Consider the following 22,651-nt stretch of genomic DNA (forward strand, 5'->3'; position numbering starts at 1 on the left):
GTTCAGCCGACTATCGTCGACTCGGCGGCCGCGCGGCGGTCAGCCTGGTAGAGGCTTACACGCCGAAATTCTGCAGGCTCGGCCAGATCCGGCCAGGTGCAGGCGTCGAGCACATCCAGGCGTTCGTACAAGGGGTGCTGAAAGTCACGGACGCGGGAATCGGCGACCAGCGCAACCTGACCACGGGTGAGGAACTGATCCAGCAAAGGGAGATTTTCGCGGTCATAGAGCACGTCCGCGACGATGATCAGGTCGTAGCGATCTGCTTCAGCGAAGAAGTCCTGCGAATAGCAGAGCTGCACACCATTCAGCTCGGCATTGGCGCGACAGGCGGCCAAGGCCAGCGGGTCAAGGTCACAGGCCACCACTTCGACAGCCCCAGCCTTCGCTGCGGCGATAGCGGCAACGCCCGATCCAGACCCGAAGTCCAGTACGCGTTTGCCGCGGACCCATTCGGGATTCGCCGCCAGCCAACGCGCAAGCACCAGCCCACTCGCCCAGCAGAAGCACCAGTAAGGAGGGGCATGGAGGATCCGTCGGGTTTCCTCGGGGCTGAAAGCGCGTTCCATGTTGGCGGCATCGATCAGCCACAGGCGTACATCGGTATCGGGCAGCGATTCGACGCACAGCCGCGCATCACCCAGCAGGTCAGTCAGCGCTGCCTGCAATTCAGCCGGTGGCGTCAAGGTGCTGGCACCAGACGCAACGGGCCCAGCGACTGAGTGGCCGAGCTGGTGATATCGACGGCAGGCAGGCTCATGATCAACTGACCTGAACGCGTTACCCGCCCGCGTAGTTCAACCTTCTGTTCCTTGGGAAACTCCTCGGCGTTGAACTTGAGGATGAAGGGCAGATCGCTGCCTCGGCCTTGCAACTGCACATTGCTGAGCAGGCGGTCAGGCTGGTCACGGCGATTGACTTCGAGCAGGGCCAACTCGACCTCACTGTCGGCTGGCACACCGATCAGGCTGCCGTGCAGCTCGTGCATCAGCGTCGTTTCCTGCGGCAGCTCCTCGAATGTCACGGGTGCAGTCGGGCGCTGGGTCTGCTCACTGGAGCAGCCAAACAGCATCACTATCAAAGCAGGCAGAACAAGTGGGCGTAACTGCACGGAGAACTCCAGAACGTGGCGTTAATGCGCGCCTGTATAGCAACAATCCGCCCGATTTGTCTTGCCGGCGGGATGCGCTACCATGGCCCTCCCGACGTCTGACAGCTCTGACCCATGCATTGTCCCTTCTGTGGTGCACATGACACCAAAGTCATCGACTCGCGCCTCGTAGCCGAGGGCGATCAGGTGCGTCGCCGCCGTGAGTGCCTCGCCTGTGGCGAGCGTTTCACCACTTTCGAAACGGCCGAACTGGTCATGCCGCGGCTGATCAAGCAGGACGGCAGCCGTCAGCCGTTCGATGAAGAGAAATTGCGCGCCGGCATGCAGCGTGCGCTGGAAAAAAGACCGGTCAGCGTCGAGCGGCTGGAAGAAGCCATCGCCCATATCAAACATCGACTGCGCGCAACCGGCGAGCGCGAGATCAAGTCGCGCGTGCTCGGCGAGCTGGTGATGGTCGAGCTGCAGAAGCTCGACGAAGTTGCCTATATCCGCTTTGCCTCGGTCTATCGACGTTTTCAGGATCTGAATGAATTCCGCGAGGAAATCGAACGCCTGTCACGCGAGCCTGTAAAAACCGAATGAGCACCACAGACCACGCGTGGATGGCCCTGGCGCTGCAGCTTGCTCGCAAAGGGCTGTACTCCACGCATCCCAATCCGCGGGTGGGCTGCGTCATCGTCAAGGATGGCGAGCTTGTCGGCGAGGGCTGGCATGCGCGCACAGGCGAGCCACATGCCGAAGTCCATGCGTTGCGCCAGGCGGGCGAGCGCGCCCGCGGTGCGACTGCTTACGTCACCCTTGAGCCCTGCAGCCACCATGGGCGCACGCCACCTTGCGCCGAAGCCCTGGTCAACGCCGGCGTCGCTCGTGTCGTCGCAGCCATGCAGGACCCCAATCCCCAAGTAGCCGGGCGGGGCCTCGAGCGCTTGCGCAGCGCCGGGATCGAGGTTTCAAGTGGAGTGCTGGAGACTGATGCCCGAGCGCTGAATGTCGGCTTCATCAAACGCATGGAGTCCGGCCTGCCTTATTTGCGGGCCAAGCTCGCCATGAGCCTGGATGGCCGTACCGCCATGGCCAGCGGTGAAAGCCAGTGGATTACCGGGGCCGCGGCCCGTTCCGAGGTCCAGCGGCTGCGTGCGCAATCGAGCTTGGTGTTGACTGGCGCCGATACGGTGCTGATGGACAATGCCAGGCTGACCGTCCGAGCGGCAGAGTTAGGGCTCGATGAGGAGATGACCGCGCTGGCCATGCAGCGTCCTCCGTTGCGGGTGCTGGTGGACGGGCAGCTGCGCGTGCCGTTGGACACGCCGTTCTTCCAGGCAGGCCCCGCGCTGGTGGCGAGCACTCGATCTGATCAGGCTGAAACTTATCGGGCAGCGGGACACGAATTACTGACTTTGGTGGGTGATGCGGGGCACGTGGATCTTCTGGCGCTGCTACGCGAGCTCGGGGTCCGTGGCGCCAACGAGGTTCTGCTCGAGGCAGGGCCACGTCTGGCAGGCGCCTTTGCAGCATTGGGTTTGATCGATGAGTACCAGTTGTTCGTTGCCGCCAATTTCCTGGGTTCTGCGGCTCGACCGCTGCTGGATCTGCCACTGGAGCGCATGAGCGAAGCGCGAGAACTGCAGATCAAGGACATCCGGGCCGTTGGCGACGACTGGAAAGTCATCGCCGTGCCGGCGAGCTGACACACGATCCCGCCGTTATTCGATGCCAACTTGCTGGTCATATAGCGCGAATCCGCGCGCCTGATAGTTCTGTAGGGCGCTCGGGTGGTCGAGGGTGCAGGTGTGGACCCAGACGCGCCGGGTCCCCGGCCACTCCCAGGCACTGGTGATCGCATGGCTCAGCAGGCCACCGCCAAACCCTCGGCCAAAGAAAGCGCTTTCCAGCCCGAAATAAAGTATCTCGACGTCCTCACCGTTACGGCGCAGTTCGTAATAGCCGGCAATGGCGCCGCGGTGGTAGGCCACCCAAGTGCGAAGATCGGGGTTTTCAATTTCCTGCCGCCAGGCTTCGTCAGATTGTTGAAGTCGCTCGATCCATTGCCATGGGCCACCAATCAGCTGGTAGAGAAACTGGTTGAAGCGGAACTGCTTGATCTCGCATTCGCTGATCAGCAAGTCCTGCGGCACTGGCTTGGGCCGAAGCTGCGAAGGCGAGGTCATCTCAAGAAAATACGTCACCGTTTGCTCAGTCAATGCGATCACCTTGTCGGTCTGTCCAGGGCTTCACAGCATAAGCGATGGAAACGTAATCGCTGAGCGCCGGTCGAGTGCGCGCTCAGCTCATGCCAAACGAGCGATCAGTTAACCGGGCGCAGTCCATTGTGATCCAGCTTGGCACGGCGCTTGTTGGCCCCCAACAGGAACCGCGCAACAGTGCTTTCATAGTGCGGGTTGCCGAAGTGGAACAGCACGGTAGCGCGCAGCATTGCCGGGTCGCACACATCGTTGGCGTGCAGGCTCCGGTAGCCTGAAAACAGATAGAGGTTGCCGGGTTCCAGCTTCAGCCGGATCGGCTTTAGCCAGCCGCGGCGCACTGCGAATGCAGTCAGCTTTTGGCTTGCGGAGTTGTGCAGCACGGCTTTCTGGATCACGTTGCGCAACGCATTGAAGCGCACCCGGCGCACGTTGGGAAAGATGATCAGATCGCCGCAGTGTTCGCCCTCGGTTGGAATGAACAGAGGCAGCAGCGCGGTGACCGCCGTCGCGTCAAAGTGATAGAAGTGCGATTGCTTGAGCCCGCTCCGGCCTTGCAAACAGCGGATCACCGGGAAGATCTGCTCAGTTGGCGCAGCGTCTCGCCCAGCCTGCCGTCTGTATAGCTCTGCAAGCATGTCCTTGAACGGAACCGAAAGCGCCATCGCGCTTGCAATACTGCCGTTCAGAGCCTCTATGCCGTGTATGGCGAAATATTCGCCTTCATGCCTGGCGGCCTGCTCTTCGATGAAGGCGCGGGCCAGGCTCAGCTCTTCTTGTGAAATATAGTTTTCGATGACCGTATAGCCGTTGCGGTCGATCTCGGCAGCCTGGGCCGCCATCATGTTTTCCGTAGCCGTAACCCCTGACATACCCATCCCTCGTGGCACATATGAAGGTCCGGAGCGTTCTTCCTGATCGTGTCCTTTGTGCTGCGCGTTGGGATCGCAAAAATGCGAGCAGATCCTGGCTCGGCGTGTCGGTACGAAGTGCGGGAGCGACGTTCCATCCTGATCGTCTTGCAGACGCAAAGGCACAGTGAGCACCTTTTGCGATGGGTATGGACAAACAAGCGCAGCGGTAGTTGCGTGGCGTGTTAAATAATGTTTCAGAAAGCGCTCAAGGTTCGAACGGTCGTTTGCCGGCTGCAGAATAAGCGCATCTATGGTAAAAACTGCGCCGGGCCTTAAAGGGTCCACGTTCTCAGGGCGGGGTGCGATTCCCCACCGGCGGTAATGGCAGTTTTCCTTGCCTAGCCCGCGAGCGCTTGTCTTCGACAAGGTCAGCAGACCCGGTGTGATTCCGGGGCCGACGGTATAGTCCGGATGAGAGAGAGCGGGATGCCTCGACGGGCGCCATTCGTGCGCGCGTCTACTCCCTATCGATCTGCAGCGCCCTGTTTTATCCAAAACAGGAGTTCGTCATATGCATCGTTTCAACTGCCTTCCACGGGAGGCCGCATGTTCACAGGCATAATCGAATCTATCGGCACAATTCGTGCGATGACGCCAAAGGGTGGTGATGTCCGCGTACTGGTCGAGACCGGCAAACTGGACCTTGCCGACGTAAAGCTCGGCGACAGCATCGCAGTTAACGGCGTCTGCCTGACCGCGGTCGAGCTGCCGGGCAATGGCTTCTGGGCCGATGTCAGCCGCGAGACGTTGGCCCGCACGGCCTTCATCGATCTAAAGGCCGGCAGTCGAGTCAATCTCGAGAAAGCCCTGACGCCGACCAGCCGCCTCGGCGGGCACCTGGTTAGCGGTCACGTCGATGGCGTGGGTGAAGTGGTATCGCGCGAGGAGAATGCCCGCGCCGTTCAGTTCCGCATCCGCGCACCCCGCGAGCTGGCCAAGTACATCGCGCTCAAGGGTTCGATCACGGTCGATGGCACGAGCCTGACGGTCAATGCTGTCAACGGTGCGGAGTTCGAGCTCACCATCGTCCCGCACACGTTGGCCGAAACCATCATGGTCGACTATCGCCCCGGGCGGCAGGTGAATCTGGAAGTGGATCTGCTGGCGCGCTACCTGGAGCGCCTGCTGATGGGCGACAAGGCTGCTGAACCGAATGCCTCCGGTCTGACCGAAAGCTTTCTGGCCGAAAACGGCTACCTGAACCCGGCTCGGTAAAGAATAGAAGGATTGGCCAAATGGCTCTGAACACCGCTGAAGAACTGATCGAAGACATCCGCGCTGGCAAGATGGTCATCCTCATGGATGATGAAGACCGCGAGAACGAGGGCGACATCATCGTCGCCTCCGAATGCGTGACCGCCGAGCACATCAACTTCATGGCCCGTTTCGCTCGTGGCCTGATCTGCATGCCGATGACACGCGAGCGCTGCGAAACCCTGCAACTGCCGCTTATGGCGCCGCGCAACGGCTCCGGTTTCGGCACCAAGTTCACCGTGTCCATCGAAGCTGCGGTGGGCGTGACCACCGGCATCTCCGCCGCTGACCGAGCCCGTACCGTGCGGGCTGCGGTGGCAAAGAATGCGGTAGCAGACGATATCGTCAGTCCAGGACACATCTTCCCGCTCATGGCGCAACCAGGCGGCGTCCTGGCGCGCGCCGGGCACACCGAGGCGGCCTGCGATCTGGCGCGCATGGGGGGCTTCGAACCATCCGGCGTGATCTGCGAAATCATGAATGACGACGGCACCATGGCACGTCGTCCAGAGCTCGAGCTGTTCGCCGAACAGCACGGGCTGAAGATCGGCACCATCGCCGACCTTATCCATTACCGCATGATCCACGAGCGCACGGTCGAACGTGTTTCCGAGCAGCCGCTGGAAACCGAGTTGGGTCAGTTCAAGTTGGTCACCTACCGCGACGGTGTGGAAGACACCGTGCACATGGCCCTGACCCGCGGCGAGATATCACCAGAAGAACCGACGCTGGTTCGCGTCCATAACATGGAGCCGCTGCGTGACCTGCTGATGGTCACGGTTCCGGGACGCTGGAGCTTGCGGGCTGCAATGAGCGAGGTGGCGAAGGCGGGAAGCGGCGTGGTTCTTTTGCTGGGCAACCCTCTGACCGGGCCGCAGCTGCTGGCCCAGCTCAACCGCCAGCATTCGCCAAGCCCCGCCACCTACAGCACGGTCGGTGCCGGTTCGCAGATTCTTCGCGACCTCGGCGTGCGCAAGATGCGCCTGATGAGTTCGCCGATGAAGTTCAACGCGATATCCGGCTTTGACCTGGAAGTTGTAGAATACCTGCCCGCCGAATAAGTGATGCCAGGGCGCCGCGACGAAACGCGGCGCCTTCGTTCTTTAAAGAGATGAGAAACCACCTATGACACTGAAGACCATCGAAGGTACCTTCATCGCCCCGCAGGGCAAGTTCGCCCTGGTCGTTGGCCGCTTCAACAGCTTCGTTGTCGAAAGCCTGGTCAGCGGCGCCGTCGATGCGCTGGTGCGCCACGGTATTCCGGAAGACGCCATCACCATCATCCGTGCGCCAGGTGCCTTCGAGATTCCGCTGGTCGCGCAAAAAGTCGCACAGCAAGGCGAGTACGACGCCATCATCGCTCTGGGCGCAGTCATCCGTGGCGGCACGCCGCATTTCGAATACGTCGCTGGCGAATGCACCAAGGGCCTGTCGCAGGTCTCCATGGAATTCGGCGTACCGGTTGCCTTCGGCGTTCTGACGGTCGATTCCATCGAACAGGCCATCGAGCGCTCCGGCACCAAGGCCGGCAACAAAGGCGCCGAAGCTGCTCTTTCCGCGCTTGAGATGGTGAGTCTGCTGGCGCAGCTGGAGGCCAAGTGAGCCTTAATCACGACGACAGCCAGGACGCACCACAGCCCAAGGCCAAGGGCAAGATTGCGACGCGCCGTGTGGCGCGCAGTCTGGCCATGCAGGCCCTGTATCAGTGGCATATGGCAGGCCAGAGCCTGAACGAGATCGAGGCGCAGTTTCGCGTCGACAACGATTTCTCCGGCGTCGACGGCAACTACTTCCATGAACTGCTGACCGGCGTGGCGCGCGCCAAGACCGAAGTCGATGGCGCCATCGTGCCGCATCTCGATCGTCCGCTCGAAGAACTCGACCCTGTTGAACTGGCGGTACTGCGCCTGTCCACCTACGAGCTGATGCATCGCATCGACGTGCCGTATCGGGTGGTGATCAACGAGGGCATTGAGCTTGCGAAGGTCTTCGGCGCTACTGACGGGCACAAGTTCGTCAATGGCGTACTGGACAAGCTGGCCCCCAGCCTTCGCAGTGCCGAGGTCGGCGCGCACAAGCGCTGAGCCTGATCTGCCTGATGGGTGAGTTCGAGCTGATCCGCCAGTACTTCGCCGCCGCCGCTTGTGCCAGGGCTGGCGGCGATGTCGTTTTGGGTATCGGTGATGACTGCGCCTTGCTTGCCGTTCCGCCCGGTGAACAGCTGGCTATCTCCACCGACTCTCTGACGGTCGGGGTGCACTTCCCTGACCGATGCGATCCCTATCTGCTCGGCCAGCGCGCATTAGCCGTTTCCACCAGTGATCTCGCCGGCATGGGCGCCACGCCAATCGGTTTTACCCTGGCGCTGACGCTTCCCTCTGTCGATCCCGACTGGCTGGCCGAGTTTACCCGCGGCCTCGAAACGATGGCGGCTGGCTGCGCGATGCGCCTGATTGGCGGTGACACCACGCGCGGCCCGTTGAGCATGACCCTGACGGTATTCGGTCGTCTGCCGGCCGGCGCGGCCCTGCTGCGCAGCGGTGCGCGGCCGGGTGACCTGCTCTGTGTCGGCGGTGCGCTGGGCGATGCGGCCGGCGCGCTGCCAATCGTGCTGGGCGAACGTCCAGCCGATAGCGCTCAGGCGTCGGCTCTGCTGCGACGCTATTGGTCACCGCAGCCCCAGCTTGCGCTGGGCCAGGCCTTGCGTGGCAGGGCCACCGCGGCGCTGGATATTTCCGATGGATTGCTGGCCGATTGCGCGCATATTGCGGGCGCCTCGGGTGTCGCGCTGCAGATCGAGCAGGCCCGGCTGCCGTTTTCTGATGCACTGCTGGCTGTCGCGGGCGCCGAGCGGGCGCTGCAACACGCGCTGGCAGGCGGTGACGACTACCTGCTGGCGTTCACGCTTCCATCTGCGGAGTTGCCTTCGCTGCTTGACGAGGGGTGGCCGGTCCATGTGATTGGCAGGGTCAGCGCGGGCGATGGCGTTCAGTTGCTCGATTCGAACGGCTCCGCAGTGACGGTCAGTCATCGAGGCTTCAACCACTTCAAGACCTGAGCGGCGCACGCCGTTCGGCCAGACTAAAAGGAACACCCTTTGAGCGACTCCATGCAGCCTGCCACTCAAACCGTGCCCGTGTCGGTATGGAGCAATCCTTGGCACAACCTGGCTTTTGGTTTCGGCTCGGGCACTCTGCCGAAAGCGCCGGGCACCTGGGGTTCTCTGGTAGCGCTGGCATTCGTGCCGTTGCTGCAGATGCTGTCAGGTTGGGCTTATGGTGTCGTGATCATTGCGAGCATGCTGTTCGGCATCTGGCTCTGCGGCAAGGTGGCCGAGGACCTCGGGGTGCATGACCATGAAGGAATCGTCTGGGACGAGTTCGCTGGAATCTGGATCACCTTCTGGCTGGTGCCTGCGGGCTGGTACTGGCTGCTGCTTGGTTTCGTCGTGTTCCGGATACTCGACATCTTCAAACCATGGCCGATCTGTTGGGTCGACCGCCACGTTCATGGTGGGTTGGGGATCATGCTGGACGACATCCTTGCCGGCTTTGCGGCCTGTGGTCTGATGCACCTGATGGTCTTGTGGCTGGGATAACGCGGATGTCAGGCAATCAGAGGGCTCCGGCTGTGCGGCTGATCGCTGTATGCACCCTGGCGCTCATGGAAGAATGCCGACCTATTCCGTTCCAAGGAAGCCGCCGCTGATGCGCTCCGTTGTCTTGCTGCTTGCCTGCGCTCTTTCGCTTGTCTCATTTGCTCTTACGGCAGCCCCTCGCGTGCAAGTGGTCGGTCTTTTTCCAGGCGCAGTGGTGATGAATGTCGATGGTCAACGCAAGCTGGTGCGTGTCGGTCAGGCAGGGCCTGGTGGTGTCGAAGTCGTCAGCGCTGACGGGACGGGTGCGGTGCTGCGTGTCGAAGGAGTCGAGCGGCGCTATGGGCTAAGCCGCGAGCTGAGCGTCGGCTTTGCCGAGCCGGAGCGGCGACAGGTAAGCATTGCTCAGGGACAGGGTGGCCACTATTGGGTGGCAGGCTCGATCAATGGTCAACCGGTGCAATTCCTCGTCGATACGGGCGCTACCTCGGTAGCCATCAACGAAAATCAGGCGCGGCGGCTGGGGATTGATTTCCGGGTCGATGGTCGGCAAATCGTCGTTGGTACCGCAAGCGGCACGGCCAAGGCTTGGCGCGTCAATCTCAATAGCGTAAAGGTCGGCGCGATCGATGTACTGGGTGTCGAAGCCGTCGTTGTGGAAGGAGGCTCACCCACTGACGCCTTGCTTGGCATGAGTTTTCTGAGTCGAGTCAGCTGGCGGGAAGATCAGGGCGTATTGAAGCTCGAATCGAAACTCTAGCGCGCAGCCTCGAAGATTTGCTATCGATGCTTAATACGCCTCGCATGCACGATGGGAGTGGGAGGAGGGGGCTGCGCTTGCTGCTTCAACCTTGACGCTCCACTGACGTAACTGCTGTTACAATATCCGCTTTTCCGCCTTCTGGAGTCTCTCCGGTGTCTGTCGTGTTCGTCGCCGCTTCCAAACTGCCGACACCCTTCGGCGTGTTCACCATGCATGGTTTTCTCGATCAGGACACGGGCAAGGAGCATGTCGTACTGACCTTGGGCGATGTCGCGGACGGCAAGCCTGTGCTCGGGCGCCTGCACTCCGAGTGTCTGACGGGCGATGCCCTGTTCAGCCTGCGCTGTGATTGCGGTTTTCAGCTGGAGGCGGCACTGCGGGCGATCTCCGAAGAAGGTCGTGGCGCGTTGCTCTACCTGCGACAGGAAGGTCGCGGCATTGGCCTGTTGAACAAGATACGCGCCTATGAGCTGCAGGATGCTGGCGCTGACACCGTCGAAGCCAACGAGCGTCTCGGCTTTGCACCGGATATGCGTGATTATGCGATCTGCCTGCCGATGCTCGAGCACCTCGGGATCGCCGAAATCAAGCTGATGACCAACAATCCGCGTAAGGTCAAGGCGTTGCAGGGGTTTGGCATCCGTGTGGCTGCACGTATGCCGCTGGAAATCGCTCATAACCCGCATAACGAAAAGTACCTGGCCACCAAGGCCGGTAAGCTCGGTCATATGCTCGGCGAGATTCACCAGGGCGAAGCCGAGCAGTCGTGAGCCGCACAGCTGCTCGCCGTCAGCTGTCGCGGGACGGCTTGTTGATGCTGCTGTTGATCCTCGTGCCAGTGCTTGCGAGCAGCCAACTCCCCAGGGTGACCGGCAGCCTTTCCGACGGTCTTGCCTTCCCGCTGTTTTTTGCAGGCTTGGCACTGCTTTTTCTCAGCCTGCCTCGCTTCACTGCCTATAAACACGCGCTTATCGATACCGAGAAGTCCTTCGACAGTGATGCGGAGCCTGCTGCATGGACCGCACTCCGCCTTGTCCGCTTGCGTGCTCTGCGTGTAGCCGGATTGCCCGCCTGGGTCGCCGCGCTCGGCGCACCGCTGGGGCTGGAGCCGGTCGGCCAGCTGTTATTGGTGTGCGGCAGCCTGACCCTGCTCTTGCTCTACCGCGTCCCTCGTCAGCTGCAGTGATGCGCACGCTCCTGCTCTGTCTCGCACTGCTTGCTGCGCCACTGCTCGCCGCGTCCGAGCGAGTCGTCAGCCTGGCGCCCTCGCTTAGCGAAATCATGCTGGAGCTGGACGCTGTGGATCTGCTGGTCGGCGTACTGGACGGTGGCGAGCGGCCCGCACCGCTCGTTCACATTCCCTCGGTCGGCCGTATCGGCCAGCTGGAAATGGAAAGCCTGCTCGCGTTACAGCCAACGCTGGTGTTGCTCTGGCCGGATAGCATCACTCGCGCGCAGCGAGACCAGATTGCGCAGTTCGGCATACAGGTGCTCGTGGTTCAGCCTGAATCCCTGGCGCAACTGGGTGACCAGTTCGCCCTGATCGGTAAGCGGGTCGGGCGCGAAGAGCAGGGGCTCAGGCTTGAGCGTGAGTTCGGGCGGGGCCTGGATCAGTTGCGACGTCAGTTCCATCGCGAACAGCCGCTGTCGGTGTTCTACCAGATATGGAATCGGCCGTTGTACACGCTCGGCGGGCGACAGATCATCAGTGACGCCATCGAGGTGTGCGGCGGACGCAATGTCTTCGCCGATCTCCAGTTGCCAGCACCTCAGGTCAGCGTGGAGTCGGTGCTATCCCGCAATCCTGAAGCGATTCTGGCTGGCAGCGGTGCGCAACTGGCCGAGTGGAAAGCCTGGCCGCAACTCGCTGCGGTACGTAATGGCTATCTGTGGGAAGTCCCGGACAAAGGATTGGAGCGCCCGAGCTTCCAGATGCTTGGCGCAATCGGGAAGCTCTGCGAGGTGATGGCGCAGGCTGCGCCCTGAATGCGCGCGCCCCTGCGGCTTAAAGTGCTGGCGTCCAGGTGACGGCGATTAGCCCTGCGCGGCCCTGCTCGCGGTATCCGTAGACGCTGTCCATGTCGCCAAAGGTGCGCTGATACTGTGCCTGGTGATAATCCTTATCCAGCACATTCTCCAGCTTTGCTTCCCAGCGTAGTTCGGGGCTGGCCCGCCAGCTGGTGCGCAGGTCCAGCACCGCGTAACCCGGAATCGTACTGCGCTCGGACTGAAAACTCGCATTGAATCCGCTGTCGTCGAAACGCTGGCTGAAAGCTTGCCAGGTCGCCCCGAAGCCAAAGTCGCCAAACTGACGATCCAAGTCCAGGCTCAGCGTGCGCTTGGCGCGGCGCTGCAGCACACGACCACTGTCCCGGTCGCGCGGGTCAATGATGCTGACCCCTAGATTGGTCTGCCATCCCAGCAGCTCTTGGGCCACGCTAGCCTCGAAACCGTTGATTCGGGCGTGGTTGACGTTCTCCATCTGGCGTCCACCCCAAGCAATCATGTCATCTACGTCGGTGCGATAAACCGAGGCTTCAAAATGGGTACCGCTTAAATCGGCGCGCCACTGTAGCTCGTAGGTCTTCGAAGTTTCCGGCTTCAGGTCCGGATTGGGCCCCCAGGCCGGCGGCGCGTAGAGGTCGGTGAAGGTGGGCGCACGAAAGCCTTCCCCATAACTCAGTATCCAGCGCTGCCACTGGCCTACCGGCAGGCTGAACGCTGCGTTCCAGCTCTTATGTCTGCCAAATTGCTCGTTGTCGTCATGGCGCAGGCCCAGCTCTGTGCCGAAACGTTCTCCCTGATAGCTGTGCTGGGCAAAGAAGGCCATGTTGTCGCGGCTATCTTCCTGATAGGCCGTGGTGGCGTTCAGACGATCTTCGTACCAGTCGGTGCCGAGCGCCAGCTGGTGTTGTTCGGTAAGTGATATGTGGTTGATCCAGGCTGCAGAGTGCCGGGTGGTTTCCAGCAGGCCGTCATTGAAGGCGGACCCGACCGCGCGGTTGCGGTCAAAGCTACGCCCCAGCTCCAGGCGACTGTTCCATGTCTCGTTCAGCTGCCCGTCTAGATAGCCGCTGTAGCTACTGACCCGAAACTCGTCACGAGGAGAGCCTGGAGCAAATTCGTAAGCATCATCGTATTCGTTCTTGCCACGCTGGTCGTTCAGGCTCAGGCCCGCCTTCCAGTCGGCTTCGAACTGATGGTCGAGCTTCAGGTGCAAAGCTTTGGTGCGCTGCCCATCCTCATCGCGGTCGGCGCCAATGTTGTCACGGGTGATATCGAAGCCTTCGCGTTCGTCGAGGCTGGCACCGAGGTGCACGCGGGTCTTCTCGGTGCCTCCAGACAGGCTCAAGCTGCGCTGAAAGTTCTGTTCGCTGCCGGCGGCCAGTCGTACTTCAGGATTCAATCCCGGCTCACCGCTACGCGTGAAAATCTGGATGACGCCACCGATGGCGTCGGCTCCGTAAAGTGATGAGCGCGGCCCGCGGATGACCTCGATACGCTCAACGCTGTCGATGGCCAGATAGTCGAGGCGGGTGAAGCCGCTAGTTGCCGAGGATATGCGCTGGCCGTCCAGCAAGACCAGGGTTTGTGCCGTGCCGGTGCCTCGCAGTGATAACGAGGGCAGACCACCGGCGCTGCTAACAAGCACGCCAGGAACCCGTCGCAGCAGCTCAGGCAGACTGCGGGCCTGCAGGCGCTCGATATCAGCGCGAGTAAATACCGTGTTGGCGGCGGTGGCCTGTGCACGTGGTTCTGCTTGGCGCGCCGAGGTGACGAGCATGTTTGGCAATTGATAGCTGTCACTCAGTTTCGTATCGGCATATGCCTGGGTGGCCGGCAGCAGTGCAACGGCGATGGCAAGACGGGACAGTTTCATCAGGTTCAATCCTCAAAAGATCGTACTTTTGAGGAGGGCAGAAACAAGCGCGGGGACTGGCGGGCAGCAGCGCTTGACGGTGCTGCCCTCCGCAACACCAGTCGAATCCGCGAGGCCGGTCTCCGGACTCTCGACGCGCATCACGCTCACCTTCCCATGCCGTAGCACAGTGGCGTTCGAGCGGACGGCGATCCTACGGATCGCGGTCGATTACCGTTGCGGGGGCAGCGCCGGCCTTGCTCATGGAGCGCACCGGCTTCCCGTTTAATGCAGACCTCGCGGTCGTGCACACCTTGGCGGATAAGAAAATCGCGCGAACCTTACGGGCTGCGTGGGTGAAAGACAAGCAAAGCGCTTGGCGGCCGGATGTCGCAGGGCGCGCGTAGCGTAGTGTCCGCGTGTAGCGTGTTAGGCAGCTCGGCAACTACGGGAGGCCTGACGCGTAGCCGGTTGTGCTGGCTACCGCAGTGCTACAGGCGCGGGTTGCCGTCCGCGCCTGCGCTGATCAGAGCGCGGCCAGTCTGGTGCGGATCGCCGACTCGATACCTGCTGCATCGAGACCGCATTCCTTGAGCATCTCGCTGGGTTTGGCGTGCTCGACGTAGTAGTCCGGCAGACCCAGATGCAGGATTGGCTTCTGTAGGTTGTTCGCGGCGAGGAATTCGCCCACCGCACTGCCAGCGCCGCCCATGATGCTGTTCTCTTCAATGGTCACAAGCAGCTCATGGCCGTCGGCCATCTGGCGCACCAGCGCTTCATCCAGCGGTTTGACGAAGCGCATGTCGACCACGGTGGCATCTAGCGAGTCGGCAACCTGTAGGGCTTCGGTCAGCTGCACGCCGAAAACCAGGAGGGCGACCTTGCTGCCCTGGCGGCGGACCACGCCCTTGCCGATTTCCAGGGGCTCTAGGCCGGGTTCGATGGTGGCATTCGGGCCGGTACCGCGCGGATAGCGCACTGCCGCCGGGCCTTGGAAGTGATAACCGGTGGTGAGCATACGGCGCATTTCGTTTTCGTCGCTCGGCGTCATCACCAGCATGCCGGGGACGCAGCGCAGATACGATAGGTCGAAACTGCCCGCATGAGTCGGGCCGTCTTCGCCGACCAGCCCTGCGCGGTCGATGGCGAAGAGCACATCGAGGTTCTGCACCGCCACGTCATGGATCAGCTGATCGTAGGCGCGCTGCAGGAAGGTCGAGTAGATGGCGACCACCGGTTTGGCCCCTTCACAGGCCATGCCTGCAGCCAGGGTCACCGCATGTTGCTCGGCGATGGCTACGTCGAAATAGCGGTCTGGGTAGCGCTCGCTGAACTCGATGAGGTCGGAGCCTTCCTTCATGGCCGGAGTGATGCCGGTCAGGCGCGCGTCGGCCGCGGCCATGTCGCACAGCCACTGGCCGAATACGTTGGAGTATTTGGGGCCGCTGGGCTTCTTCGGCGCAACGGGGGCGCCGACCGGTTCCAGCTTGCTGATCGCGTGCCAGGTGATGGGGTCGACTTCGGCCGGGGCGAAACCCTTGCCCTTCTTGGTCACCACATGGAGAAACTGCGGGCCGGGAAGATCGCGCATGTTGCGCAGCGTGGCGATCAGGGTTGGCAGGTCATGGCCGTCGATGGGGCCGATGTAATTCCAGCCGAGCTCTTCGAACAGGGTGCCGGGAACCAGCATGCCCTTGGCATATTCTTCGGTGCGGCGGGCAATTTCCCAGGCGCCCGGCAGGCGTGAGAGCACCTTCTTGCTGCCTTCGCGCATGCTCGAATAGGTGCGGCTGGAAAGAATCTTGGCCAGATAATTGGATAGGCCGCCGACGTTGCGCGAGATCGACATGTCGTTGTCGTTGAGCACGATCAGCATGTCGGCCCCGACTTCGGGCGCGTGATTCAGCGCTTCGAACGCCATGCCTGCGGTCAGCGCACCGTCGCCGATGACGGCAATGGATTTGCGCTTCTTGCCTTGCAGGCGTGCGGCGATGGCCATGCCCAATGCGGCGCTTATGGAGGTGCTGGAGTGGCCGACTCCAAAGGTGTCGTATTCGCTCTCGCTGCGGCGCGGGAAGGCTGCGAGGCCGTCCTTCTGGCGCAGGCTCTCCATGCGCTCACGGCGACCGGTGAGAATCTTGTGTGGATAGGCCTGATGGCCCACGTCCCAGACCAGGCGATCGGCCGGTGTGTCGTAGACGTAGTGCAAAGCGATGGTCAGTTCGATCACGCCGAGACCGGCGCCGAAATGCCCGCCGGTCCGACCTACGCTGTAGAGGAGGTCCTGACGCAGCTCGTTGGCGAGTTCTTCGAGTTCCGCTTCGCCCAGCCGGCGTAGTTGCTCGGGAGTAGCCGCGCGATCTAGAACGGGCGTCGCAGGACGGACCCGAGGAATCTCATGAAACGTCTTGGGCATCGGGCGAATCATTTTGGCTGAAAAAAGAGCCGCAGTTTACCCGATGGTTACTACGATAAGAACGACTCAAGCACCAACGGTCACCGCTAAATGGTGCGAGCGCATGGTAGCGGCTCGGCAATCAGCTGCGGCGTTCGACGATAAAGCAGGCCAGTTGACGCAAGGGCTCGGCACGTTCACCAAAAGGGGCGACAGCCTCGAGTGCCAGGTCACGCAATTCCAACGCGTACGCCTTGGCGCTTTCCATGCCCAGTAGCGCTGGATAAGTGGGTTTGTCTCGGGCGATATCGGCGCCCTGATGCTTGCCGAGAGTAGCGGTGTCGCTTTCCACATCGAGGATGTCGTCCTGCACCTGAAAGGCCAGCCCGATTGCCTGTGCGTATTGCTGTAGCGACGCCAGCTTCTCGGCGTCGGCCTGTCCGCTGGCGAGCGCACCCAAGCGCACGCTCGCTTCGATCAGCGCACCGGTCTTGTGGCGGTGCATGAGTTCAAGGGCCGTGCGGTCGAGCTTCAGACCCACCGACCCGAGATCGATTGCTTGTCCGCCGACCATGCCCGCAGGCCCTGCGGCACGGGCAAGGCTGGTGAACATTTCCAGGCGCAACGACGGATCGGACGGGTTCAGCGCGTCGCCAGCCAGCGCCTCGAAGGCCAGGCTTTGCAATCCGTCGCCAGCGAGAATGGCGCAGGCCTCGTCGAATGCCTTATGTGTGGTGGGCTGGCCGCGACGCAGGTCGTCGTCGTCCATGGCCGGCAGATCGTCATGCACCAGCGAGTAAGCATGGATCAGCTCGACCGCACAGGCTGCGCCATCGGCCTTTGCACTATCGCCACCTAGCGCTTCGCAGGCTGCGTAGACCAACAGCGGGCGCACACGCTTGCCGCCATTCATCACGCTGTAGCGCATGGCTTGATAGAGGCGTTCGAGTTGCGGGCGTGGCGGATGGAAGAGCGTCTCGAGGCTGCTGTCGACGCGTTGCTGGCAGCGTTTCTGGTAGTCGCCGATCATGCTTCGGGATCCACCTCGAATGGGGCTTCCTGCAATTTGCCGTCGCGCTCGAGCAGGATCTGCACTTTCTGTTCGGCCTGGCTGAGTGCTGCCTGGCAGTCACGGGTCAGGCCGATGCCTTGCTCGAAGCAGGTCAGCGAATCCTCCAGCGAAAGCTCGCCGCTTTCCAGGCGCTCGACAAGCTGCTGTAGCTCGGCGAGGGATTGTTCGAAATCAAGGGCGACTTTCTTGCGGGCCATGGCGGAACCTGTTCTCTGCGGCTGCTCTGAAACGGGCAGGACACTAGCAGAGCTGGGCGGCATAAGCCATAAGCCGACCGGGCTATGCGAGGCTTCCTGGCCAGTAAGTGGCCAGGAAGTAATAGATCGTCATGGTGCCTCCCACCAGGATGACGAACGCGCGGAGCCAGGCGGCTGGCAGCTTCTTGCTCAGCGCACCGCCGGCGTAGCCGCCAAGGGTAGTGCCAACCAGCAAAATGGTGAGTTCGTACAGGCTTACACGTCCAGCGATGATGAAGGTGGCGGTGGCAACGCTATAGATCACGGCCGAAATCAGGTTTTTCAGTGCGTTGGCGCGGACCAGCTGATGGCCTTCGATGGAAAACGCCGCCAACTGCAGGATACCCATGCCAGCCCCGAAATATCCCCCATAGATGGAGACCAGCCCGTGCGCGGCGAGCGATGCCGGCGCATGGGGAGGTATCGCGCTTTCATCCTTGCGGCGTGCCGCGAGCCAGCGGCTCAGCCACGGGCTTGCCGCAAAAAGGGCGGTAGCCAGCAGTAACAGCCACGGGATCAGCAGGCTGAACACGTCGTCGCCACTGGCGAGCAGCAGCAGCCCACCGAGGAGCCCGCCGAGCAATCCGGCCAGCAGCAGCGGGATCAGGTAACGGCCCAGCGGGCGCAGCGCCGAGCGTGCCGCCCAGGCGGCAGCGAGGCTGGCTGGCCAGAGCGCCACAGCATTGGTCGCGTTGGCGGTGACGGGTGGCAAGCCGGTGGCGAGCAGAGCAGGAAACGAAAAGAACGTGCCGCCCCCGGCAAGGGCGTTCATGCCGCCGGCGGCAAAGCCGGCAGCGATGAGCAACAGCATGTCGAACAGAGGCATCGGAGCGGCTCATGGCAAAAGAGATGCAGATTATCCAAGCGGCGTCCTACTGTCAGTACGCCAATTAGCAGCAACGCCGCGCTCTTTGAACGCTTAGTCGCGCCTTGCTTGTTCAGGCCGGACGCTCGTCAGTTCATTGAGGATGCCGCAACCCTGGATGGGGCGAGTGCCGGTGCAACAGCTGCGCAGTTCCTGCAGCTGGCGCTCCAATGCGTGAAGACTTTCCAGCCGTGTGCGCACGCGCTCGAGCTGCTCGTCGATCAGCTGGTTGATGTCGCCACAGCTGTCGTCGGGATGACTGGAGAACGCCAGCAGTTGGCGAATATCGGCCAAGCCGATATCCAGCGCGCGGCAATGACGGATGAAGGTCAACTGCGCGAGCTGCCTCGAGGAGTAGGCGCGATAGCCATTGGCGCCACGCTCGGGGGCCGGCATCAGCCCGACCTTTTCGTAATAGCGGATGGTCTCCACGTCCACACCCGCTGCGGTACTCAGCTCGCCTATGCGCATGTGATCACCTGCTCGCTACAAAGGGCTTGACCCTGGAGCTGCTCCAGGGTGTGCAATGCCGGGACTATAGTTCAGGAGGCGTTGCAAATGTCATCCAGATGCTGTGACTCCGGCTGCTCGGCTCCGGTAGTCAGCCCAGGCTTTCGCAAGGCGCTGTGGATCGCGTTGGCGATCAACCTCGTCATGTTCGTCGTAGAGATCATCAGCGGGCTGCGTTCGGGCTCGGTATCGCTGCTGGCCGACGCCATCGATTTTGCTGGCGACGCGGCCAACTACGCCATCACGCTGGTGGTGCTGTCCATGGGGCTGGTGTGGCGCTCTCGCGCTGCGATGGTCAAAGGCATTTCGATGTTGGCCTTCGGTGTATTCGTGCTCGGCCGTGCCGGCTGGTCGATCTACGCCGATGTTGTACCCGAACCGCTCACGATGGGTGTTATCGGAGCCTTGGCTCTGGTTGCCAACTTGATCGTTGCGTTGTTGCTCTACGCCTTTCGCGAGGGCGATTCCAATATGCGCTCGGTCTGGCTGTGCAGCCGCAACGATGCGATTGGCAATATTGCCGTGATGGTCGCCGCGGCTGGCGTATTGGGCACCGGGTCCGGTTGGCCGGACCTGATCGTCGCGCTGATCATGGCGGGCCTGGCGCTCTCAGCCGGCTACTCGGTGGTTCGCCAGGCCCGGCAGGAACTGCGCAAAGTCGGTTAGCCGCGGCCACGGCCCGACGCGATGGACGCGACCACCGCAACTGCGCCAACGGTGACCGCGGCCAGACCAGCCACCGCAAGCTTGCCCACGGTTTCACTGCTCAGTGCGATGGCGTTGTCCTTGATCTGGTCGTCGAAGCGTCCATCGACGCGGTGCAGCCCGTCCACCGGCTCGTACAGGTTGTCCGGCTGCTCCGGATTGGCCGGCTCGTCAGTCAACTGTCCGCTCCAGGCCTGCTTGGCCATCATCTTGTCGAGCAGGCCCGGCATGAACATGTTGCCAATGATCGCCTTGAGCGACGCACTTCCCAGCCACAGCTCCCGCGGCGCTTCTGTGGCGGCGCGCAGGATGGCTTTCGCTGCCACCTCGGGCGTGTGGATCGGCGGAACCGGTTGCGGGCGCTTTTGCATCTTGTTGCGCGACCAGTCGAATTGCGGCGTGTTGTGCGCGGGCAGCTGGACCATGGTCAGCCTGACCCGGCTTTTCGCGTGGATCAGCTCGCAACGCAGTGAATCGGTGAAGCCACGTGTCGCGAATTTTGCAGCGCAGTAAGCCGACTGCAGCGGGATGGCGCGATAGGAGAGAGCTGATCCAACCTGGACGATGGTGCCGCGGTCACGGGGGCGCATATGACGCAGCGCCGCCAGGGTGCCGTGAACGAAGCCGAGGTAGGTCACGTCAGTGACGCGCTTGTATTCCGCCGCCGTGATTGTCTCAGCCGGGCCGAACACCGTAGCCATCGCTGCGTTGACCCATACATCGATCGGACCCAGTTCGGTCTCAACCTGCTCGGCCGCGCGATCGATTGCTTCGGCATCGGCCACGTCGGCTGGAATTGCCAGGACCTTTGCGCCTCGGGCTTCAAGCTCGGTGCGGGTGTCAGCCAGGCCGTCTGCACCGCGGGCAATCAGCGCGACGGAATAACCGGCCTGGGCAAAGGCATGGGCGGTGGCGCGGCCTACACCCGCTGTGGCACCGCAGATGACGACGGTCGGTTGGCGTGCATTCATGTGGGGCTCCGATAGGCTTTGGGGAATGACTTAACGTCTACATCAGAGCTCTGCAACGGTAGCTCAGGTTCCCTTGCATTGCTTTGCGTTGCGGCGACGTATGACGGCATCAGCTTTTTTTGCTGTTCCCTGTCTTGCAGTTCGGCTCGGTGGTGAAGGTTCTCGACGAATCCACCAGCCCGACGTCTTCCAGCATGCGACGTCCGATGAGCACGGGATAATTCATCTTGTCGCGGTCGTTGAGCGAGAATTGATCTTCATAGACCCGATCGCCCAAACACACTTTCATCATCACTACGGGTCGCGAGTCCGCGCCGCCTGCACCGCGGACCTTGATCTTCCTTACCACCTTGCGCTCCAGGCGGGTCTTGACCTGTTTCTCGCTGTCCATGTCTTCGAGCTCGACCGTGAAGCGAACCCAGTCGTCGCCGTCTTTTTTGAAGCTATCGATGTTTTCGGCATGCATGGAGGAGGTGAGTGCGCCGGTATCGAGCTTGAACTTGACCCGGGTGTTTTCCGGCAGGATCAAGCCTTCCTCGACCCAGCCAAAAGTGGGTCTGGAATCTGCCAGCACCGGTGATGCTGCAATAGGTAGAGCGGCGAGTAATAGCGGAATGATCGAGCGTTTGCAGGCGTTTGAAAGGCGCGGCATGGAGTCACCTGAAGGATAGCGGGCGTGGACAGATAGATTCGCTCGCTGGGTTTATGTTCAGCGCTGCTAACTTGCCTCGGCCAATCGTTTGTTGAACATCAGTCGATGCTGCAAGACACATCCGGATACATGTGTCCAGATTGCCGCATTGCTACAGTTTCTTGCTGATCGGCTAATCGTTGCGGAGGGGAATTGACAGACTGGCCGCCTAAGGTGCTTGTGGCAGTTCGTTCCATTCTTCGTCGCCCCGCACCCACTGATATTGCCTGGGGATTCTCCTGTACTGCTTGGCGCGTAGGGGTTGGGGCAGCAAGTCATTCAAGCAGGATCGGCCAATTTCCTGCGCGATGACAGCCTCCTTCTTTGCCTCCAGCGACGTCGGCGGCTACCCGACGGTTGAAGTCTCGCGGGCGGACCATCGAAGCTGAATGTCCTCCCATTGGCACATTCAATGATCGGGATAGAAAATAATTATGTGACGCTCAGGCCTGTTGGCACTCAACCCTTAAGGTCGCGTATTTCGCATCTGTCATCGAGCGACCCTCGTTTTCTCATGGAGGCAATCAATAAGGAAATTCACTAATGAGAGGTGAACCATGTTCGTCCATAACAAGCGACTTCAATATACCGTGCGTGTAGCAGCCCCTAATCCAGGGCTGGCCAATCTGATGCTGGAACAATTTGGCGGCCCGCAAGGCGAGCTGGCAGCAGCCATGCGTTACTTCGTTCAAGGCGTATCCGAGGATGATCCAGGCCGTAAGGACATGCTTATGGACATCGCTACCGAGGAACTCAGCCACCTTGAGGTCATCGGCTCCATCGTCGGCATGCTCAATAAAGGAGCAAAGGGCGACCTCGCCGAAGGCGTGGAGAAAGAGGCTGACCTGTATCGCTCGCTTACCGGCGGCGGTAACGATTCGCACATCACCTCGCTGCTCTACGGCGGCGGCCCGGCACTGACCAATTCGGCAGGCGTACCCTGGACGGCGGCCTACGTCGATTCCATCGGCGAGCCTACTGCCGATCTGCGTTCCAACATCGCAGCCGAGGCGCGCGCCAAGATTGTCTACGAACGTCTGATCAATGTGACCGACGACCCGGGCATCAAGGATGCGCTGAAATTCCTGATGACCCGTGAAATTGCTCACCAGAAGTCCTTCGAGAAAGCGCTGCACGCCATCCAGCCAAACTTCCCTCAGGGCAAGCTGCCGGGCGATCCGCAATTTGCCAACGTCTACTACAACCTCTCGCAAGGCGAAGGCGATCTGCGTGGTCCGTGGAACCAGGGGCCGGAGTGGGAGTTCGTCGAGATCCCGCAGCCTGCGGTAGACGGTGGTGATGGCAAGGCTTCGGTAGACCTGAGCAAGGCGCAGCAGAAAGTCGTTCAACAGATGGCAGTGCGGACCCAGTCCGATGTATCCGTCGATCCCATGACGGGTGCTGACCTCGGTTCTGGCGCTGCGGTGTCAGGAACCAAGAAAGGCAAAGTCTGACGGCATAAGTAGCCGGTGCGTCTGATTTCAGCCGCGCCGGCGACTTTTTCAGCTT

The 22,651-nt window shown here is 61.5% G+C and carries 26 protein-coding genes and 2 riboswitches; of the genes, 14 read left to right on the top strand and 12 right to left on the bottom strand.

The genetic code is table 11. From position 1 onward, the window contains the following. Positions 1 to 2: 2 nt before the first annotated feature. Together EA797_RS03235 and EA797_RS03240 are read right to left on the bottom strand one after the other, a co-directional pair. Positions 3 to 686 carry a class I SAM-dependent methyltransferase gene (locus EA797_RS03235; protein WP_122163742.1) on the bottom strand — a complete coding sequence of 228 codons (684 nt, stop codon included), beginning with the start codon at positions 684 to 686 and terminating at the stop codon, positions 3 to 5. Next, positions 683 to 1,111, bottom strand: coding sequence for a YbaY family lipoprotein (locus EA797_RS03240; protein WP_122163743.1), 429 nt, complete (start codon positions 1,109 to 1,111; stop codon positions 683 to 685). Before EA797_RS03240 ends, EA797_RS03235 begins: the two co-directional genes overlap by 4 nt. Positions 1,112 to 1,225: 114 nt before the next feature. Between EA797_RS03240 and nrdR the strand changes: the two genes are divergently transcribed. Next, positions 1,226 to 1,693, top strand: coding sequence for a transcriptional regulator NrdR (gene nrdR, locus EA797_RS03245; protein ID WP_122163744.1), 468 nt, complete (start codon positions 1,226 to 1,228; stop codon positions 1,691 to 1,693). Beyond that, entirely contained in the window at positions 1,690 to 2,799 is a 1,110-nt protein-coding gene (ribD, locus tag EA797_RS03250) for a bifunctional diaminohydroxyphosphoribosylaminopyrimidine deaminase/5-amino-6-(5-phosphoribosylamino)uracil reductase RibD (RefSeq protein ID WP_122163745.1), read from the top strand. The genes nrdR and ribD overlap by 4 nt, the downstream gene beginning before the upstream one ends. Before the next feature lie 15 nt (positions 2,800 to 2,814). Here ribD and EA797_RS03255 read toward each other — a convergent pair whose 3' ends face one another. Both EA797_RS03255 and EA797_RS03260 read right to left on the bottom strand, forming a co-directional pair. Then, on the bottom strand, positions 2,815 to 3,312 hold the full coding sequence (locus tag EA797_RS03255) for a GNAT family N-acetyltransferase (protein ID WP_415846255.1): 498 nt from the start codon (positions 3,310 to 3,312) through the stop codon (positions 2,815 to 2,817). A gap of 104 nt (positions 3,313 to 3,416) precedes the next feature. Beyond that, on the bottom strand, positions 3,417 to 4,184 hold the full coding sequence (locus EA797_RS03260) for a hypothetical protein (protein ID WP_244214053.1): 768 nt from the start codon (positions 4,182 to 4,184) through the stop codon (positions 3,417 to 3,419). A gap of 323 nt (positions 4,185 to 4,507) precedes the next feature. Beyond that, positions 4,508 to 4,653, top strand: a riboswitch (FMN riboswitch). 119 nt (positions 4,654 to 4,772) lie between these two features. On the opposite strand from EA797_RS03260, the gene EA797_RS03265 reads away from it, so the two are divergent. The 10 genes from EA797_RS03265 (at position 4,773) to EA797_RS03310 (ending at position 11,824) form a co-directional block, all read left to right on the top strand. Then, a complete protein-coding gene (locus EA797_RS03265; RefSeq protein WP_122163746.1) occupies positions 4,773 to 5,441 on the top strand; it encodes a riboflavin synthase in 669 nt (222 codons plus the stop codon). A gap of 20 nt (positions 5,442 to 5,461) precedes the next feature. Continuing rightward, positions 5,462 to 6,541 carry a bifunctional 3,4-dihydroxy-2-butanone-4-phosphate synthase/GTP cyclohydrolase II gene (gene ribBA / locus EA797_RS03270; RefSeq protein ID WP_122163747.1) on the top strand — a complete coding sequence of 360 codons (1,080 nt, stop codon included), beginning with the start codon at positions 5,462 to 5,464 and terminating at the stop codon, positions 6,539 to 6,541. A 64-nt stretch (positions 6,542 to 6,605) separates the two neighbouring features. Continuing rightward, the gene (ribH, locus tag EA797_RS03275; protein ID WP_122163748.1) at positions 6,606 to 7,082 is read left to right on the top strand and encodes a 6,7-dimethyl-8-ribityllumazine synthase; all 477 of its coding nucleotides are present in this window, start codon (positions 6,606 to 6,608) and stop codon (positions 7,080 to 7,082) included. Continuing rightward, on the top strand, positions 7,079 to 7,564 hold the full coding sequence (nusB, locus tag EA797_RS03280) for a transcription antitermination factor NusB (RefSeq protein WP_122163749.1): 486 nt from the start codon (positions 7,079 to 7,081) through the stop codon (positions 7,562 to 7,564). Before ribH ends, nusB begins: the two co-directional genes overlap by 4 nt. A gap of 14 nt (positions 7,565 to 7,578) precedes the next feature. Then, on the top strand, positions 7,579 to 8,538 hold the full coding sequence (gene thiL / locus EA797_RS03285) for a thiamine-phosphate kinase (protein WP_122163750.1): 960 nt from the start codon (positions 7,579 to 7,581) through the stop codon (positions 8,536 to 8,538). A 39-nt stretch (positions 8,539 to 8,577) separates the two neighbouring features. Then, positions 8,578 to 9,078 (top strand): phosphatidylglycerophosphatase A family protein, encoded by a 501-nt coding sequence (locus EA797_RS03290; protein WP_425275559.1) that lies wholly within the window; start codon positions 8,578 to 8,580, stop codon positions 9,076 to 9,078. 109 nt (positions 9,079 to 9,187) lie between these two features. After that, the gene (locus EA797_RS03295) at positions 9,188 to 9,835 is read left to right on the top strand and encodes a retropepsin-like aspartic protease family protein (RefSeq protein ID WP_122163751.1); all 648 of its coding nucleotides are present in this window, start codon (positions 9,188 to 9,190) and stop codon (positions 9,833 to 9,835) included. Positions 9,836 to 9,990: 155 nt separating this feature from the next. Further along, on the top strand, positions 9,991 to 10,608 hold the full coding sequence (gene ribA, locus EA797_RS03300) for a GTP cyclohydrolase II (protein ID WP_122163752.1): 618 nt from the start codon (positions 9,991 to 9,993) through the stop codon (positions 10,606 to 10,608). Continuing rightward, positions 10,605 to 11,024 (top strand): hypothetical protein, encoded by a 420-nt coding sequence (locus EA797_RS03305; RefSeq protein ID WP_122163753.1) that lies wholly within the window; start codon positions 10,605 to 10,607, stop codon positions 11,022 to 11,024. The genes ribA and EA797_RS03305 overlap by 4 nt, the downstream gene beginning before the upstream one ends. Next, the gene (locus EA797_RS03310; protein WP_122163754.1) at positions 11,024 to 11,824 is read left to right on the top strand and encodes a cobalamin-binding protein; all 801 of its coding nucleotides are present in this window, start codon (positions 11,024 to 11,026) and stop codon (positions 11,822 to 11,824) included. The genes EA797_RS03305 and EA797_RS03310 overlap by 1 nt, the downstream gene beginning before the upstream one ends. A gap of 19 nt (positions 11,825 to 11,843) precedes the next feature. Here the strand turns inward: EA797_RS03310 and EA797_RS03315 are convergent, their stop codons facing one another. From EA797_RS03315 to cadR, 6 genes are all read right to left on the bottom strand, one after another. Beyond that, positions 11,844 to 13,718: a TonB-dependent receptor domain-containing protein gene (locus tag EA797_RS03315; protein ID WP_122163755.1), complete on the bottom strand. Its 1,875-nt coding sequence runs from the start codon at positions 13,716 to 13,718 to the stop codon at positions 11,844 to 11,846. 96 nt (positions 13,719 to 13,814) lie between these two features. Beyond that, positions 13,815 to 14,030, bottom strand: a riboswitch (cobalamin riboswitch). Between the two features lie 193 nt (positions 14,031 to 14,223). Continuing rightward, on the bottom strand, positions 14,224 to 16,113 hold the full coding sequence (gene dxs, locus EA797_RS03320; RefSeq protein WP_122163756.1) for a 1-deoxy-D-xylulose-5-phosphate synthase: 1,890 nt from the start codon (positions 16,111 to 16,113) through the stop codon (positions 14,224 to 14,226). Positions 16,114 to 16,234: 121 nt separating this feature from the next. Next, positions 16,235 to 17,122 (bottom strand): polyprenyl synthetase family protein, encoded by an 888-nt coding sequence (locus EA797_RS03325; RefSeq protein ID WP_122163757.1) that lies wholly within the window; start codon positions 17,120 to 17,122, stop codon positions 16,235 to 16,237. Continuing rightward, positions 17,119 to 17,361, bottom strand: coding sequence for an exodeoxyribonuclease VII small subunit (locus tag EA797_RS03330; RefSeq protein ID WP_102837024.1), 243 nt, complete (start codon positions 17,359 to 17,361; stop codon positions 17,119 to 17,121). The genes EA797_RS03325 and EA797_RS03330 overlap by 4 nt, the downstream gene beginning before the upstream one ends. 82 nt (positions 17,362 to 17,443) lie before the next feature. Beyond that, entirely contained in the window at positions 17,444 to 18,226 is a 783-nt protein-coding gene (locus tag EA797_RS03335) for a sulfite exporter TauE/SafE family protein (protein ID WP_122163758.1), read from the bottom strand. 93 nt (positions 18,227 to 18,319) lie between these two features. Next, the gene (gene cadR, locus EA797_RS03340) at positions 18,320 to 18,736 is read right to left on the bottom strand and encodes a Cd(II)/Pb(II)-responsive transcriptional regulator (protein ID WP_122163759.1); all 417 of its coding nucleotides are present in this window, start codon (positions 18,734 to 18,736) and stop codon (positions 18,320 to 18,322) included. 87 nt (positions 18,737 to 18,823) lie between these two features. On the opposite strand from cadR, the gene EA797_RS03345 reads away from it, so the two are divergent. Further along, positions 18,824 to 19,441 carry a cation efflux transmembrane domain-containing protein gene (locus tag EA797_RS03345; RefSeq protein WP_122163760.1) on the top strand — a complete coding sequence of 206 codons (618 nt, stop codon included), beginning with the start codon at positions 18,824 to 18,826 and terminating at the stop codon, positions 19,439 to 19,441. Here EA797_RS03345 and EA797_RS03350 read toward each other — a convergent pair. Both EA797_RS03350 and rloA3 read right to left on the bottom strand, forming a co-directional pair. Beyond that, positions 19,438 to 20,451 carry an SDR family oxidoreductase gene (locus EA797_RS03350; protein ID WP_122163761.1) on the bottom strand — a complete coding sequence of 338 codons (1,014 nt, stop codon included), beginning with the start codon at positions 20,449 to 20,451 and terminating at the stop codon, positions 19,438 to 19,440. The genes EA797_RS03345 and EA797_RS03350 overlap by 4 nt on opposite strands. A 109-nt stretch (positions 20,452 to 20,560) precedes the next feature. Continuing rightward, complete coding sequence (gene rloA3, locus EA797_RS03355) at positions 20,561 to 21,103, bottom strand: retropepsin-like aspartic peptidase RloA3 (protein WP_122163762.1); 543 nt, start codon at positions 21,101 to 21,103, stop codon at positions 20,561 to 20,563. A gap of 596 nt (positions 21,104 to 21,699) precedes the next feature. Here rloA3 and EA797_RS03360 point away from each other — a divergent pair. Continuing rightward, positions 21,700 to 22,596: a manganese catalase family protein gene (locus tag EA797_RS03360; protein WP_122163763.1), complete on the top strand. Its 897-nt coding sequence runs from the start codon at positions 21,700 to 21,702 to the stop codon at positions 22,594 to 22,596. Positions 22,597 to 22,651: the final 55 nt, after the last annotated feature.

Origin of the sequence: Stutzerimonas zhaodongensis, from assembly GCF_003696365.1 — a bacterium.
Lineage (GTDB): Bacteria > Pseudomonadota > Gammaproteobacteria > Pseudomonadales > Pseudomonadaceae > Stutzerimonas > Stutzerimonas zhaodongensis.

Excerpts from the sequence above, each read along its gene's own strand:
- nrdR (WP_122163744.1), top strand. The coding sequence starts at position 1,226 with ATGCATTGTCCCTTCTGTGGTGCACATGACACCAAAGTCATCGACTCG.
- ribD (WP_122163745.1), top strand. The coding sequence starts at position 1,690 with ATGAGCACCACAGACCACGCGTGGATGGCCCTGGCGCTGCAGCTTGCT.
- EA797_RS03260 (WP_244214053.1), bottom strand. The coding sequence starts at position 4,184 with ATGTCAGGGGTTACGGCTACGGAAAACATGATGGCGGCCCAGGCTGCC.
- EA797_RS03265 (WP_122163746.1), top strand. The coding sequence starts at position 4,773 with ATGTTCACAGGCATAATCGAATCTATCGGCACAATTCGTGCGATGACG.
- ribBA (WP_122163747.1), top strand. The coding sequence starts at position 5,462 with ATGGCTCTGAACACCGCTGAAGAACTGATCGAAGACATCCGCGCTGGC.
- ribH (WP_122163748.1), top strand. The coding sequence starts at position 6,606 with ATGACACTGAAGACCATCGAAGGTACCTTCATCGCCCCGCAGGGCAAG.
- thiL (WP_122163750.1), top strand. The coding sequence starts at position 7,579 with ATGGGTGAGTTCGAGCTGATCCGCCAGTACTTCGCCGCCGCCGCTTGT.
- EA797_RS03295 (WP_122163751.1), top strand. The coding sequence starts at position 9,188 with ATGCGCTCCGTTGTCTTGCTGCTTGCCTGCGCTCTTTCGCTTGTCTCA.
- EA797_RS03310 (WP_122163754.1), top strand. The coding sequence starts at position 11,024 with ATGCGCACGCTCCTGCTCTGTCTCGCACTGCTTGCTGCGCCACTGCTC.
- EA797_RS03315 (WP_122163755.1), bottom strand. The coding sequence starts at position 13,718 with ATGAAACTGTCCCGTCTTGCCATCGCCGTTGCACTGCTGCCGGCCACC.
- dxs (WP_122163756.1), bottom strand. The coding sequence starts at position 16,113 with ATGCCCAAGACGTTTCATGAGATTCCTCGGGTCCGTCCTGCGACGCCC.
- EA797_RS03325 (WP_122163757.1), bottom strand. The coding sequence starts at position 17,122 with ATGATCGGCGACTACCAGAAACGCTGCCAGCAACGCGTCGACAGCAGC.
- EA797_RS03330 (WP_102837024.1), bottom strand. The coding sequence starts at position 17,361 with ATGGCCCGCAAGAAAGTCGCCCTTGATTTCGAACAATCCCTCGCCGAG.
- EA797_RS03335 (WP_122163758.1), bottom strand. The coding sequence starts at position 18,226 with ATGCCTCTGTTCGACATGCTGTTGCTCATCGCTGCCGGCTTTGCCGCC.
- cadR (WP_122163759.1), bottom strand. The coding sequence starts at position 18,736 with ATGCGCATAGGCGAGCTGAGTACCGCAGCGGGTGTGGACGTGGAGACC.
- EA797_RS03345 (WP_122163760.1), top strand. The coding sequence starts at position 18,824 with ATGTCATCCAGATGCTGTGACTCCGGCTGCTCGGCTCCGGTAGTCAGC.
- EA797_RS03350 (WP_122163761.1), bottom strand. The coding sequence starts at position 20,451 with ATGAATGCACGCCAACCGACCGTCGTCATCTGCGGTGCCACAGCGGGT.
- rloA3 (WP_122163762.1), bottom strand. The coding sequence starts at position 21,103 with ATGCCGCGCCTTTCAAACGCCTGCAAACGCTCGATCATTCCGCTATTA.
- EA797_RS03360 (WP_122163763.1), top strand. The coding sequence starts at position 21,700 with ATGTTCGTCCATAACAAGCGACTTCAATATACCGTGCGTGTAGCAGCC.